Origin of the sequence: Pseudomonas sp. HD6515 (assembly GCF_024971855.1) — a bacterium.
In the GTDB taxonomy this organism is placed as follows: Bacteria; Pseudomonadota; Gammaproteobacteria; order Pseudomonadales; family Pseudomonadaceae; genus Aquipseudomonas; species Aquipseudomonas alloputida.
In genome coordinates this window covers 5,661,557-5,675,538 of the sequence record NZ_CP079827.1, presented here as the reverse complement: position 1 = coordinate 5,675,538, position 13,982 = coordinate 5,661,557, and the positions used below count along the sequence as shown (strand labels likewise).

The 13,982-nt window shown below is 59.0% G+C and carries 11 protein-coding genes and 2 tRNA genes; 7 read left to right on the top strand and 6 right to left on the bottom strand.

Annotated elements, in window-relative coordinates:
• Window positions 1-14: 14 nt before the first annotated feature.
• From KW568_RS26180 to KW568_RS26165, 4 genes are all read right to left on the bottom strand, one after another.
• A complete protein-coding gene (locus tag KW568_RS26180) occupies window positions 15-1,580 on the bottom strand; it encodes an iron ABC transporter permease (protein ID WP_003249548.1) in 1,566 nt (521 codons plus the stop codon).
• Window positions 1,580-2,593, bottom strand: a complete 1,014-nt coding sequence (locus KW568_RS26175) for an extracellular solute-binding protein (RefSeq protein ID WP_003249550.1) — start codon at window positions 2,591-2,593, stop codon at window positions 1,580-1,582. Before KW568_RS26175 ends, KW568_RS26180 begins: the two co-directional genes overlap by 1 nt.
• Window positions 2,594-2,838: 245 nt before the next feature.
• Window positions 2,839-2,925, bottom strand: a tRNA-Leu gene (locus KW568_RS26170).
• 88 nt (window positions 2,926-3,013) lie between these two features.
• Window positions 3,014-3,100: transfer RNA gene (locus KW568_RS26165), tRNA-Leu, on the bottom strand.
• A gap of 272 nt (window positions 3,101-3,372) precedes the next feature.
• On the opposite strand from KW568_RS26165, the gene rnr reads away from it, so the two are divergent.
• The 7 genes from rnr to dnaB all read left to right on the top strand — a co-directional run bounded on the left by rnr (window position 3,373) and on the right by dnaB (window position 10,539).
• Window positions 3,373-5,946, top strand: coding sequence for a ribonuclease R (gene rnr / locus KW568_RS26160; RefSeq protein ID WP_003249552.1), 2,574 nt, complete (start codon window positions 3,373-3,375; stop codon window positions 5,944-5,946).
• The gene (gene rlmB / locus KW568_RS26155) at window positions 5,943-6,689 is read left to right on the top strand and encodes a 23S rRNA (guanosine(2251)-2'-O)-methyltransferase RlmB (protein ID WP_003249554.1); all 747 of its coding nucleotides are present in this window, start codon (window positions 5,943-5,945) and stop codon (window positions 6,687-6,689) included. Before rnr ends, rlmB begins: the two co-directional genes overlap by 4 nt.
• 290 nt (window positions 6,690-6,979) lie before the next feature.
• Window positions 6,980-7,405, top strand: a complete 426-nt coding sequence (gene rpsF / locus KW568_RS26150) for a 30S ribosomal protein S6 (protein ID WP_003249557.1) — start codon at window positions 6,980-6,982, stop codon at window positions 7,403-7,405.
• Window positions 7,406-7,433: 28 nt separating this feature from the next.
• Window positions 7,434-7,664 carry a 30S ribosomal protein S18 gene (gene rpsR / locus KW568_RS26145; protein ID WP_003249563.1) on the top strand — a complete coding sequence of 77 codons (231 nt, stop codon included), beginning with the start codon at window positions 7,434-7,436 and terminating at the stop codon, window positions 7,662-7,664.
• Between the two features lie 33 nt (window positions 7,665-7,697).
• Window positions 7,698-8,561 (top strand): hypothetical protein, encoded by an 864-nt coding sequence (locus tag KW568_RS26140; protein ID WP_003249565.1) that lies wholly within the window; start codon window positions 7,698-7,700, stop codon window positions 8,559-8,561.
• A 20-nt stretch (window positions 8,562-8,581) separates the two neighbouring features.
• Window positions 8,582-9,028, top strand: coding sequence for a 50S ribosomal protein L9 (gene rplI, locus KW568_RS26135; protein WP_003249568.1), 447 nt, complete (start codon window positions 8,582-8,584; stop codon window positions 9,026-9,028).
• A 113-nt stretch (window positions 9,029-9,141) separates the two neighbouring features.
• Window positions 9,142-10,539, top strand: a complete 1,398-nt coding sequence (gene dnaB, locus KW568_RS26130; RefSeq protein WP_003249571.1) for a replicative DNA helicase — start codon at window positions 9,142-9,144, stop codon at window positions 10,537-10,539.
• A 24-nt stretch (window positions 10,540-10,563) separates the two neighbouring features.
• Here dnaB and KW568_RS26125 read toward each other — a convergent pair whose 3' ends face one another.
• The gene (locus tag KW568_RS26125; protein ID WP_004577527.1) at window positions 10,564-12,219 is read right to left on the bottom strand and encodes an ATP-binding cassette domain-containing protein; all 1,656 of its coding nucleotides are present in this window, start codon (window positions 12,217-12,219) and stop codon (window positions 10,564-10,566) included.
• 1 nt (window position 12,220) lies between these two features.
• Window positions 12,221-13,375, bottom strand: coding sequence for a YcaO-like family protein (locus tag KW568_RS26120; protein WP_004577526.1), 1,155 nt, complete (start codon window positions 13,373-13,375; stop codon window positions 12,221-12,223).
• Window positions 13,376-13,982 lie beyond the last annotated feature (607 nt).

The following is a 13,982-nucleotide window of genomic DNA, read 5'->3' as shown; positions in this document are numbered from 1 at the left end:
ACCCGCGAAGAAGTTTATGCCTTGTTCAGATACATCCGCGTAGTCAGCAAGTAAACCGGCAACCCCGACACCACGATCAGCAACGCAGCATAAGGCGCCGCTGCCGCGAACTCGACGTTGGCTGTGTGTGCCCACACCTCGGTGGCCAAGGTGGTCATGCCGGTCGGGCTGAGCAGCAGGGTAGCCGTCAGCTCTTTCATGGCATCCAGGAACACCAGCGCAAAGGCTGCCGCCATGGCCGGGAAGATGATCGGTAAGGTCACCCGGCAGAACGCGGCAAAGCTGCTCGCGCCAAGCGTGCGCGCGGCTTCTTCCAGCGTCGGCGAAGCCTTGTTCAGCGCGGTGCGCACCGGTGATTGCGCCAACGGCAGGAACAGCAGCGCATAGGCCAACAGCAGCAAGGCCGTGGTCTGGTACAGCGCCGGCACGTAGTGCAGGGCGAAGAACACCAATGTCAGGGCAATCACCAGGCCGGGTAGGGCGTGCAGCAGATAGGGTAGACGCTCGGCCCAAATCGCCAGGCGGCCTTTGTAGCGCACCACCAAAAAGCTGATAGGCAGAGCCAGCAGCACACAGAAGCCGGCACCGCCCAGCGATACCGACAGCGAGGTGAACAACGCCTTCGAGATGGCCGCCACCGGGAATGCCGCCGACGAACCCACGCTCAGCCAGTAACCGAGCATCGCCAGCGGAATGCCGCTGCCCAGCACCGCCAGGCCCACGCAGAACAGTTGCGCCAGCACCGCCCAGCCGCGCAGCCGCACCGGTTGCGCACGCCGGGCTACGCCCTGGCCGATGCGTACATGGCGGGCTTTGCCGCGCACCCGTAGTTCCAGCCACAGCATTGCCAGGCACATCGCCAGCAGCACGGCAGACAGCATGGCCGCGTTGGCGTTGCTGAACTCCAGTTCGAACTGCTGGTAGATCGCCGTGGTAAAGGTTTGCAGGCCGAGTATCGACAGCGCGCCAAACTCTACCAGCATATGCAGGGCAATCAGTAGCGCACCGCCGAGCATCGACGGCCACAGCAGCGGCAGGGTGACTTTGCTGAACACCCCCCAGCGGCTGCAACCCAGGGTGCGTGCCGACTCCTCCAGCGACGTGTCGAGGTTGCGCAGGGTCGCGGCAACGGGCAGGAACACCAGTGGGTATTTGGACAGGGCCATGACCATGATCGCGCCGCCCAGGCCTTCAAAGTCCGAACTTAGCGACACCCAGGTGAAGCTGCTGACGAACGACGGCACGGCGAATGGCAGGCACAGCACCACGCCCCACAACCGGCGGCCGGCCAGGTTGCTGCGCTCCAGCAGCCAGGCCAGTGCCAGGCCGACCACCATGCAGGTCAGCGTCACCCCGACCATCAGCATCAGGGTGTTGCGCATCAGCCCCCAGACAAAGGGCCGCCACAGCAGGTGCAAAGCTTCGCGCCAGCCGGCCTCCCAGGCTTTGATGGCGACATAAGCCAGTGGCAGCAAGCTCATTGCCACAAGGAACAGCACAGGCAGCACTACCCAGATGGAAGGGCGCTTGCGGCGCGGTACGAAGCGTACCGGCACCGGTTCGGACAGGGCGGCAGTCATCAGAGCAGGCCGACCTCACGCTCAAGTTCGATGGCTTCCTCGGCATTGCCCAGGTCAGCTGGCGAGATCTTCGGCGGGCGCAGTTCGTCGAACGGCTTCAGGCCGCGGTCAGAAACCATGCCCTTGTGCAGCGGGTACTCGGCGGTGGTCTGGGTGATCACGCGCTGGCCTTCCTCGCTGGCCATCCAGTTGAGCAGGGCCTGGGCTTCTTTCGGGTGTTTGCTGGCCTTGACCACGCCTGCGCCGGAGATAGTGACCAGGTTGCCAGCATCGCCGTCGGCCAGGTAATAGAGCTTGGTGTCCAGCTTGCCGCGTTCGCGTTCAAGCGCGTACCAGTAGTAGTTGTTCACCAGTACCGCAGCCACTTCACCTTTTTCCACGGCTTTCAGGGCGACCATGTTGTTGGTGTAGGTCTTGCCGAAGGCTTTCAGGCCGGTCAACCATTCTTCGGTGGCTTCACGCCCGTGCATCTTCAGAATGGCCACGGCCTGCTCCTGGAACGCACCGCTGGTAGGTACGTAGCCGACGCGGCCTTCCCACTCAGGGTTGGCGAAGTCCATCACCGTGGTCGGCAGGTCTTTCTCGTCGACTTTCTTCGGGTTGTACACGACGATGCGCGTACGGGCGGTGATACCCATCCAGGTGCCGTTGGCGCCAACGTACTCCTTGGGCATCATGTTCAACGTGGCGTCGTCAATCTTGGCCAGCAGGCCCAGCTCGCCCAGGTTGTTCAGGGGCGGGGACTCTTCGGTATAGATGATGTCGGCTGGCGAACGGTCGCCTTCCTCGATGATCTGGCTGGCCAGCTGGTTGCTGCTGCCTTTGCGGATGTCGATGTGAATGCCGGTCTTGGCCTCATAGGCCTTGGCAATGGCTTCGCCGATTTCCTTGTGCTGACCGTTGTACATGGTCAGCGTGACCGGTGCGTCTGCCATGGCGGCCGGAGCGCCGATGACCAGGCTCAGCACTGCGGCGGCCAGGGTACGCATCAGCGGTTGCGGGCGGATCGTCATGCGGGTACTTCCTCGCTTACGGCTACATATTTGGAAACAATGGTAAACGAAATTGTTTCTCAAGTGGCCGGGTGACGAGAAATTCATGGTCAGACCATGGTGCAAGGGGGGGGGCGCTGGGCGTGTGTTGCCTGTACGGGCCTCTTCGCGGGTGAACCCGCTCCTACGACGTGCGGGTATCGGGGGAGGGGGCACAAAAATCGCAGGCAAGAAAAAACCCACTAGCAAGCTAGTGGGTTTTTGTATGGTGCCCAGGAGAAGACTCGAACTTCCACGACCTTGCGGTCACTGATACCTGAAACCAGCGCGTCTACCAATTCCGCCACCTGGGCAAAGCTTTACATCATCTGCAGAAGGCGACTATCGTTCGCTTTCACACAGTAGTAACAGATCCTTGGTCATCTGCTACTTGAAAATACTTGGTGCCCAGGAGAAGACTCGAACTTCCACGACCTTGCGGTCACTGATACCTGAAACCAGCGCGTCTACCAATTCCGCCACCTGGGCACACATTCGAGGTTACTTGATGCTTTACAGCGTCGTTCATCTCTACTACAACTTCGGGGTTGTCCGTCGTTGTGGTGCGCACTATACGGACGCTCCCCAAGGCTGTAAAGCCCCCAATCGAAAAAAAATTCAAAAAATTCAACTTGTTGATTCCACAAGCCTATTTCTGCTGTTTATGCACTGCAGCGGGGGCTGTCCAAGGCAGACATTTCCGGTTTCAATACGCCTATGCCAGAATTCATATCTATATACCCCAAGGTGAACCCCTTCTGATGGCCGATTGGCAATCCCTCGATCCCGAGGCCGCTCGCGAAGCGGAAAAATACGACAACCCCATTCCCAGCCGTGAGCTGATCCTGCAGCGTCTCGCCGACCGAGGCGAACCTGCTGCCCGCGAGGAGCTGGCAAAAGAGTTCGGTCTGTATGAAGAAGACCAGATCGAAGCCCTGCGCCGCCGCCTGCGTGCCATGGAGCGCGATGGCCAGCTTATCTATACCCGGCGCGGCACTTATGCCCCGGTAGACAAGCTGGACCTGATCTGCGGTCGCGTCTCCGGCCACCGCGACGGCTTCGGCTTCCTTATTCCCGATGACGGCAGCGAAGACCTGTTCCTCAGCCCGTCGCAGATGCGACTGGTGTTCGACGGCGACCGTGGCCTGGCCCGCGTCTCCGGTGTCGACCGCCGTGGCCGCCGTGAAGGCGTGCTGGTCGAAGTCATCTCCCGTGCCCACGAAAGCGTGGTCGGCCGCTATTTCGAAGAAGGCGGCATCGGTTACGTAACCCCGGACAACCCGAAGATCCAGCAGGAAGTGCTGGTGACTGCCGGGCGTAACGGCGGTGCCAAGATCGGCCAGTTCGTCGAGATCAAGATCACCCACTGGCCAACGCCGCGCTTCCAGCCGCAAGGCGATGTGGTCGAGGTCATCGGCAACTACATGGCGCCGGGCATGGAAATCGACGTTGCCCTGCGCAGCTACGACATTCCGCACGTCTGGCCCAATGATGTGGTCAAGGAGGCACGCAAGTTCCGCTCCGAAGTCGAGGAGAAGGACAAAGAGAAGCGTGTCGACCTGCGCCATCTGCCGTTCGTCACCATCGACGGTGAAGACGCCCGCGACTTCGACGATGCTGTTTATTGCGAACCGCTGGGCAAGCTGCGTCTGTTCTCCGGTGGCTGGCGCCTGTACGTGGCCATCGCTGACGTGTCCAGCTACGTGCGTCTGGGCTCTGCCCTGGATGTCGAAGCCCAGCAGCGCGGCAACTCGGTTTACTTCCCCGAGCGCGTGGTGCCGATGCTCCCCGAAGAGCTGTCCAACGGCCTGTGCTCGCTGAACCCGCATGTCGACCGGTTGGCCATGGTCTGTGAAATGACCATGAACAAAGCCGGCCAGATGGTCGACTACCAGTTCTACGAAGGCGTGATCCACTCCCATGCCCGCCTGACCTACAACAAGGTCAGCAGCATGCTCGAGCACTCGCGTACCCGTGAGGGCAAGGCGCTGCGCGAAGAGTACAAGGAGGTCGTGCCGGATCTGAAGAACCTGTACAACCTGTACAAGGTGCTGGTGGAGGCGCGTCACACCCGGGGTGCAATCGACTTCGAGACCCAGGAAACCCGCATCATCTTCGGCGACGAGCGCAAGATCGCCGAAATCCGCCCGACCGTGCGCAACGATGCTCACAAGCTGATCGAGGAATGCATGCTGGCGGCCAACGTGGCCACCGCCGAGTTCCTGCAGAAGCACGGCGTACCGGCCCTGTACCGCGTGCACGACGGCCCGCCGCCGGAGCGCCTGGAAAAACTGCGCGCCTTCCTAGGCGAGTTGGGCCTTAGCCTGCACAAGGGCAAGGACCCGTCGCCGAAGGATTACCAGGCCCTGCTGGCGAGCATTGCCGGTCGCCCGGACTTCCACCTGATCCAGACGGTGATGCTGCGCTCGCTGAGCCAGGCCGTGTACAGCACCGAGAACAACGGCCACTTCGGCCTGAATTACGAGGCGTACACCCACTTCACCTCGCCGATCCGTCGTTACCCGGACCTGCTGGTGCATCGCGCCATCCGCAGCATCATCCGCTCCAAGGTCGATACCCCGCACGTCAAGCGTGCCGGCGCCATGAGCATCCCCAAGGCGCGTATCTACCCGTACGACGAAAACACCCTGGAGCAACTCGGCGAGCAGTGCTCGATGACCGAGCGCCGGGCCGACGAGGCCACCCGTGACGTGGTCAACTGGCTCAAGTGCGAGTTCATGAAAGATCGCGTGGGCGAGACCTTCCCGGGTGTGATCACGGCGGTGACCGGTTTCGGCCTGTTCGTCGAGCTGACCGATATCTATGTAGAGGGCCTGGTGCACGTCAGTGCGTTGCCAGGTGACTACTACCACTTCGACCCGGTACACCATCGCCTGGCTGGCGAGCGCACCGGTCGCAGCTTCCGCTTGGGCGACACCATCGAAGTCAAGGTCATGCGTGTTGATCTGGATGAGCGCAAGATCGACTTCGAAGTGTCGGAAAAGACCCTCGCCGCACCGATCGGCCGCAAGCAGCGTGGCGCCGCGCCGGTTGCCGAAAAAGCCGAGCAGCAGCCGGCAACCGAAGCGAAAGCCACGCCCAAGCCGCGCAGCCGCAAAAGCGAAGCGTCCGAAGCGTACTTCCCCAAGGATGCTGTGCAGCGAAACGCTGAAGTGCGTAAAAGCCGCGAGATGAAAAAAGCGCTGATGACCGACGCGCGCAGCAGTGCTGGCAGCAAATCGGAGAAAGGTGGCAAGCCGTCCGGCAAACCGACCAAGCACCGTAAAGGCCCGCCGAAGTCCGGCGCACCACGCAAAAACAAGAGCAATTCATGAGTCAGCTGGAAAAAATCTACGGCGTACACGCCGTGCAGGCATTGCTGCAGCATCATCCAAAGCGGGTCAAGCAGATCTGGCTGTCGGAAGGGCGCAGCGAGCCACGCCTCGAGACCTTGCTGGCGCTGGCCGCGGAAAACCGCGTGCCGGTCGGCCAGGCCGAGCGCCGTGAGATGGATGCCTGGGTCGAAGGCGTGCACCAAGGCGTTGTAGCCGAGGTCAGTCCGAGCCAGGTGTGGGGCGAGCTGATGCTCGAAGAGCTGCTTGAGCGCACAGAAACGCCGCCGCTGATCCTGGTGCTGGACGGCGTGACCGACCCGCACAACCTCGGCGCTTGTCTGCGTACCGCGGATGCGGCCGGTGCCACGGCAGTGATCGTGCCCAAGGACAAGTCCGCAACGCTGACGCCGGTTGTGCGAAAGGTGGCTTGTGGGGCGGCCGAAGTCATTCCGCTGGTGGCTGTGACCAACCTGGCGCGTACGCTTGAGAAGTTGCAGCAGCGTGGCCTGTGGGTAGTGGGTACTGCTGGCGAGGCCGAGCAGGAGATCTACCAGCAAGACCTGACCGGGCCACTGGTGATGATCATGGGGGCGGAAGGCAAGGGCATGCGCCGGCTTACCCGTGAGCATTGCGACTTCCTGGTGAAGTTGCCGATGGCGGGTAGCGTCAGCAGCCTTAACGTGTCGGTGGCGACCGGGGTTTGCCTGTTCGAAGCCGTGCGTCAGCGTCAGGCCAAGCGCTGATTCTCAGGCCTGTTCCGGCCTCTTCGCGGGTGAACCCGCTCCTACAGGGTGATTGCGTTCCCCTGTAGGAGCGGGTTCACCCGCGAAGAGGCCCGCAGCCTGTAAATATGTTTCAGGCTGTTCAAATATTCACCAATCACCTTGCTTGTGCGCCCCGGCTTCTCTACAATTGCGCCCCTTGCCGAGCTGGCAGGCGCTCATGTGCCTCCCCTCCGTGCAAGACATACAGTGTCATTCACTCCTTGTCTGACCAGATTCACTGGCAGACTACTAACCCGTAAGGAGCATTCATGCGTCATTACGAAATCATCTTCCTGGTTCACCCGGACCAGAGCGAACAAGTCGGCGGCATGGTTGAGCGTTACACCAAGCTGATCGAAGAAGATGGTGGCAAAATCCACCGCCTGGAAGACTGGGGCCGTCGTCAACTGGCCTACGCAATCAACAATGTTCACAAGGCTCACTACGTGATGCTGAACGTTGAATGCACCGGCAAGGCCCTGGCCGAGCTGGAAGACAACTTCCGCTACAACGATGCCGTTATCCGTAACCTGGTCATCCGTCGCGACGAAGCCGTTACCGGCCAGTCCGAGATGCTGAAGGCTGAAGAGAACCGCAGCGAGCGCCGTGAGCGTCGCGAGCGTCCTGAGCATGCTGACTCCGCCGAAGGCGACGACAGCAATGACAGCGACTCCAGCGATAACGCTGACGAGTAATCCACGGACCTTTAGAGGAGCCTATTAAATGGCACGTTTCTTCCGTCGTCGTAAATTCTGCCGCTTCACTGCTGAAGACGTGAAAGAGATCGACTTCAAAGATCTCAACACCCTGAAAGCTTACGTATCCGAAACCGGCAAGATCGTTCCAAGCCGTATCACCGGTACCAAAGCTCGTTATCAGCGTCAGCTGGCTACCGCTATCAAGCGCGCCCGCTTCCTGGCCCTGCTGCCCTACACCGACAGCCACGGCCGCTGAGACCGGGTCGTCGACAAGCAGTAAGGGATTAGCATGCGAGCGTTAGCAAGTTTCATCATGCGCGGTCGTGTGCAGGCCACCCTGGTGGTGGTCATCAGCGCGGTACTGCCGCTGCTGTTCTGGTTGAGTGCCGCTGCCGGCAGCCTTGTGCTGCTGCGGCGTGGGTTCAAGGATGCTACATCGGTCATCGCCGGCGGCTTGCTGGCCGGGCTGGCCGTGTGGGTCATGGGCGATCCCATCACCTTTCTGGTGATTGCGGGTGCCTTGGCCCTGGCCGCCATGTTGCGTGCCGAGCATCCCTGGAGCCGGGTGTTGCTCGCCAGTGCCGTGTTCGCCGTGGCTTTCAGCCTCGTGCTTGATCTGGCGCTGGCGCAAACCTTCGATGTGCTGGCCAAGGCGTTTGCCGAAGCCATGCCGAAAATCGAAGGGCAACCGGTGCTCTCCGGTGAGCTGATCCGCCCTGTGCTGGTCGCTTCCACAGCAGTGACGGTGCAATTGTTCAGTGTGCTGGCGTTGATGCTGGCGCGCTATTGGCAGGCAGCGTTGTACAACCCTGGAGGCTTCGGTCGCGAGTTTCGCGAACTGAAGTTGCCGAAACAGACCATGGCGGTCTTGGTGGCAGTGATGGTGGTGGCGCCGTTTATCGGCCCGCAGTTCATCATCCTGGCATCGGCTTCCAGCCTGGTACTGGTGCTGGCCGGCATCGCCTTGATGCACGGGCTGGTGGCACAGGGCCGACTGGCCGGTTTCTGGCTGGTGGGGATGTACGTGACGCTACCGCTGATCATGCAGCTGATTTATCCGTTGCTGATGGTTTTGGCCATTGTCGACAGCCTGATTGATTTTCGCGGTCGCAAGTCCCCTCCGGGGAAAGACTCCGCGAACGGTGAAGGTTAAAAGTTAAGAGGTTTTACCAAATGGAACTGATCCTGCTGGAAAAAGTCGCTAACCTGGGCAACCTGGGCGACAAAGTAAAAGTTAAGGCTGGTTACGGCCGTAACTTCCTGCTGCCATTCGGCAAGGCCACCGTTGCCAACGCCGCCAACCTGGCTGCGTTCGAAGAGCGTCGTGCCGAGCTGGAAAAAGCAGCCGCTGACAAGAAAGCTTCGGCTGAAAGCCGCGCTGCCCAACTGGCCGAGCTGGAAGTGACCATCACTGCCACCGCTGGCGACGAAGGCAAGCTGTTCGGTTCGATCGGCACCCACGACATCGCTGACGCCCTGACCGCCTCCGGCGTTGAAGTGGCCAAGGCTGAAGTTCGTCTGCCGAACGGCACCATCCGTCAGGTTGGCGAATACGACGTAGCCGTGCACCTGCACAGCGACGTTGAAGCCACCGTACGCGTGGTCGTCGTAGCTGCCTAAGCTGCGCTAACTGGCTGGCTCCTTGCGAGTCAGGCGGTTAACATCGGGCACGGTCCTGTTTTCGACAGGCCGTGCCCTTTGTCTTTTTCATCCTCCAGAATTCTTTCGTGGCCATGAACGAGATCACCACCTCCGAACAGCTTGACCTGCAAACCGCAGCCCTGAAGGTACCGCCGCATTCCATCGAGGCCGAACAGGCCGTGCTCGGTGGCCTGATGCTGGACAACAATGCCTGGGAGCGGGTGCTGGACCAGGTGTCGGACGGCGATTTCTACCGGCATGACCACCGGCTGATCTTCCGCGCTGTGCACAAGTTGGCCGACGCCAACCAGCCATTCGACGTGGTGACCCTGCACGAGCAGTTGGACAAGGAAGGCCTGTCCTCGCAGATCGGCGGTTTGGCTTACCTGGCCGAGCTGGCCAAGAACACCCCTTCGGTGGCCAACATCAAGGCCTACGCCGCGATCATTCGCGAGCGGGCCACGTTGCGCCAGCTGATCAGCATCAGTACCGACATCGCCGACAACGCGTTCAACCCGCAGGGGCGCAACGCTGCCGAGATTCTCGACGATGCCGAACGGCAGATCTTCCAGATCGCCGAGGCACGGCCTAAAACCGGCGGCCCGGTAGGCGTCAACGAGCTGTTGACCATGGCCATCGACCGCATCGATACGCTGTTCAACTCCGACAGTGACATCACCGGTATCTCCACCGGTTACACCGACCTGGACGAGAAGACCAGCGGCCTGCAGGCAGCCGACCTGATCATCGTCGCCGGCCGTCCGTCGATGGGTAAGACCACCTTCGCCATGAACCTGGTAGAAAACGCCGTACTGCGGACCGACAAGGCGGTGCTGGTGTTCTCCCTCGAGATGCCAGGTGAGTCGCTGATCATGCGTATGCTTTCGTCCCTGGGGCGTATCGACCAGACCAAGGTCCGTTCCGGCCAGCTGGATGACGACGACTGGCCGCGCCTGACCTCGGCAGTGAACCTGCTCAACGACCGAAAGTTGTTCATCGACGATACAGCGGGTATCAGCCCCTCGGAAATGCGCGCACGTACCCGCCGCCTGGCCCGTGAGCATGGTGAAATCGCCATGATCATGGTCGACTACCTGCAGCTGATGCAGATTCCGGGGTCGGCCGGTGACAACCGTACCAACGAAATTTCCGAGATTTCCCGCTCGCTCAAGGCCCTGGCCAAGGAATTCAACTGCCCGGTCATTGCCCTTTCGCAGCTGAACCGCTCGCTGGAACAGCGCCCGAACAAACGCCCGGTGAACTCCGACTTGCGTGAATCCGGTGCAATCGAGCAGGACGCCGACGTGATCATGTTCGTGTACCGCGACGAGGTGTACCACCCCGAGACCGAGCACAAGGGCGTGGCGGAAATCATCATCGGCAAACAGCGTAACGGCCCCATCGGCTTCGTGCGTTTGGCGTTTATCGGCAAGTACACCCGGTTCGAGAACTTGGCGCCGGGGATGTACAACTTTGATGATGATGAATAACCCATTGAGCTAGCAAGGCCGCTCCTACAAGGTTTGCGGTGCGCCTGCTAGCTCTGAAATCTGAGCGATGTTCGTTTGCCCTTGGCTGATGATCCGCCCCTCGCTCAGGGTGATCACCCGGTCAAACCGCGACAGTGCGCTCTGATCATGCGTCACGCAAATCAGCCCTCGCCCTTTAAATGCTTCGAACAACAGGTCCCAGGTTCGCTCTGCCGACGCGGCATCGAGCCCGGCTGTGGGTTCGTCAAAGAAATTGAATTCCCCAGGCTGATTAAGAAGGCGTAGCAGCGTCAGCCTGCGTGCTTCGCCGCCCGATATCGATTCTGCGCGTGCATCCAGATCAAGTTCGTACCAGTCTTTGCTCAGTCCCAACCGTTCAAGCCATCGTTCGATTTGAGCGCGATCATGAGCTTGCTCGAACAGCACCGCGCGGGGCAGGGGGCCGGGTATGAAATGCGCATCCTGAGGGCAGAGTCGTAATCGACTGAATTGTTCACTAGCGTCGAGCGACGCCAGGCACCTGCCGTGCAGGTGCACATCCTTGCGCAACGGGAATATCGTTCCCGCCAGCGTATGCAGAAGTGTCGATTTACCACATCCGCTGGGCCCGATCAGTGCGACCCGTTCTCCTTTGTGCAGTACCAAGGGTTCTTCGATGTGAAGTTGTACAGTATCTCGAGCGCTCAACTGGCACGGGGCGATGCTTAGGCCAGCGTCCTGGTCTTGGGACTTCGCCTCAGTAGTGCATGCTGGGCCGAACGAGGGGAGCTGGAGCCAGTGTTCGAGTTTGCGTTTGTCTAGCCGAAACTGGTCTAGCAATCGCCAGGCCTCAGCAAGTTGCGCAACCCCTGCCAGCAATCCGCTCACCAAGGTGAAGAGAGCAACCAGCTCGCCCAGGCTCAATTGCGGTGTTGCCAGAGCCTGATCATGGATACCCCACATGAGCAAACCGCCACTGCCCAGGCCTATGAACAGGGTACGCAGGCTCTGAATCCAACCCCCACTGTGAGCTACCTGCACTGCTGAGTCGGCATAGTGCGAAAGTGTCTGGTTGACCGGGAGCATTGCGGCATCCTCGGCCTTTTCCAGTTTGACCGTTGCCGCGCTGGCGAAGGTATCGACCCATTGTTCCGCCAGTTCATCCTCGCGCGCGTTCACTGCCTCGATATGTGGCCGGCGCCAGCGCACCAGGCGATCGTTGGCCCACAGGTAGGCCAGGCTCAAAGGGATGAGGCCGATCAATACCGAAGTAGCCCCCAGGTAAGCGAAGAGCGTTATCAGCACTGCAGCTTCGGCTAGCACCGGCCATGCCGAGCCAATCAAAAAGCCTAACCACCGCTCCTGTGCAGTAATGCCCCTATCCAGTACTTTTACCAGTGTTCCGCCATGGAGTTGTCCATAGGCCTCGAAGCGCTTGTCCAGCAATTCGCGGCACCAGCGGATGGAAAGTTGCTTCACGCGTTCCTGGCAAAGCCGCGCCAGGCACCAGGCTTGTAGAGGGGTCATTGAGGCTTGTAATGCGACGAGGCATATGAAAGCTCCGAGCAGAAGCTGGGAAGACGCGGCTGAGGTGGCCAGGTTGTCAATGATGTCGGCCAAGACTAGAGCAGGTACGACGGTCGTGATTTTCAGGAGCAGTGTCGCGCCGAGGGCGGCGAGAATTCCTCTATAGATTTGCATGTCATTGCCTTATGCCTTTGAGTGCACGCTGTGGCGCGACTGGAATACCTGATCTGATCAGGTGGAAGCGTTCAAGTCCGGGTATGAACACCTGAACAACCGTAGCGAGATTCGGGTGCTCATAAAGTGTGCGATAGAATGCGACCTTATTATGTTTTTCCAAGTTGATCAGTGTTCGCTTGACTTGCCCGCGCACGCTGAGAACGGTATGCGGAGGGTGAAAGGCGGGTACAGCATATGTGGGGCATGGGTGTATAAGTGCTGAAAGGCGGGTTGAATGAGTAAGCATTTTTTCAGCAGAGAGATCTTCTTGTTTTTCTGTGGCCCCAGAAAGCTGCTCGCACTGAACCTGCTCCGTTACGGCGCGGTACATTGCAATGGAGGGGTTGATGGAGCTGCCGGAGCCAATGCTGCTGAGTGCACCTTCTTTTTTACTACGAGAAACAGCAATGCAAAATGAAACTTCGTAAAAGTCGTGCGTCAAGTATATTTCTAGTTTTTTGGCCCGGCGGAGAAGCTCGGTATCATGGGCAAATGTTTCTTCCAGAAAAGAACTCGAAGGTTGGTAAAGTTTGGGTGGGGAAGTCAGGCCACAAAGTGATAGGTAGTACATAGAAAGTGCGTGACGTTCGATAGCTTCATTGATGGCGTGGAGCAGAGCCTCGTTCTCCGTGCAGCCAAGTGCTGTACCAGAGTTAGTCGAATATTTGGAAAGAAAGCCCGCTGCAGTTTTTTCGATTTCATCAATGTTTCTGGAGGAAGGTGCTATCAATATCGCGGGAATGGCTATTTCGTCGTAGCTGTTCAATGCCTGAAGACTGAAATAAGGTATTCGGCAATCCGGGGGAATGGATTTTAGGAGCCAATCGTCAAATGGGGCTATCGATTGCAAAATTTGGTCGCTTTCGATGAGTGGTGGAGTGCTCTTGTCGACGAAGTAGTGCTCTAGGCTCTCAGCAAGGGCTCCTAGTTCGCAATGTTCCCCTTTTCCTGCCCCGCAAGAAACTTCTTTGTAGGCGCTGTCGTATAAGTGGCATGTGGCGACCAGGCTACTCTTTTTTGATAGTGCTGTTTTCGATTGAAGCCCTAAGTGATGATGCAGCCTTGTCAGACGGTTATAGGCCTCTTCTATGTTCAGCTCGCGTTCGGTAATCATGTTCTGCTCCTTGGTAGAGCCAGAAGGGGCTAAGCCCCTTCTGGTTTGTCACTTACAGAAGATTGAGAAATTCAACCTCGGACTCGGTGAATGTGTAGTTCATCACGCGTGGGATCTGCAGAGTGTGGATTTCAGAACGACGACGTCCCATGGCTAGTGCTCCTATAGAGTTGGTTTGAGTGCGCCTTTCAGCGCGTCATTGTTGTAGCACTTGTTTTTTTGGGGGTTCAAGAACTTCTCGGGATTTGTTGAGGAAAGTTAATGTAGGATTTTTTACTAAGACTAGAAGGTCGATTCCTACAATTCTTAAGAGATAAAGAAAAAAGCACCAATAATTAGCTGGTTAGCACTTTCTCAGGGTTGGATAGGCTAAACATTCAGTAAAAATCTGAAGGAATTGCGATCGCTCAGCAGGGGGCGCGATCGCCATTGGTGTAAGCAGGCTCAGGTATTCCTGTGAGTAATTGCCTTGCCCCGATCCACCCCACGATCCCCTTTTCTTGAAGACAACCCGATGCAGGGGCAGGGGCCTGCTGTAAAGATTCGTTGATGTGTTGCCTGGGCTGGCCCTTTCGCGGGTGAACCCGCTCCTACAGGTTCACCATAG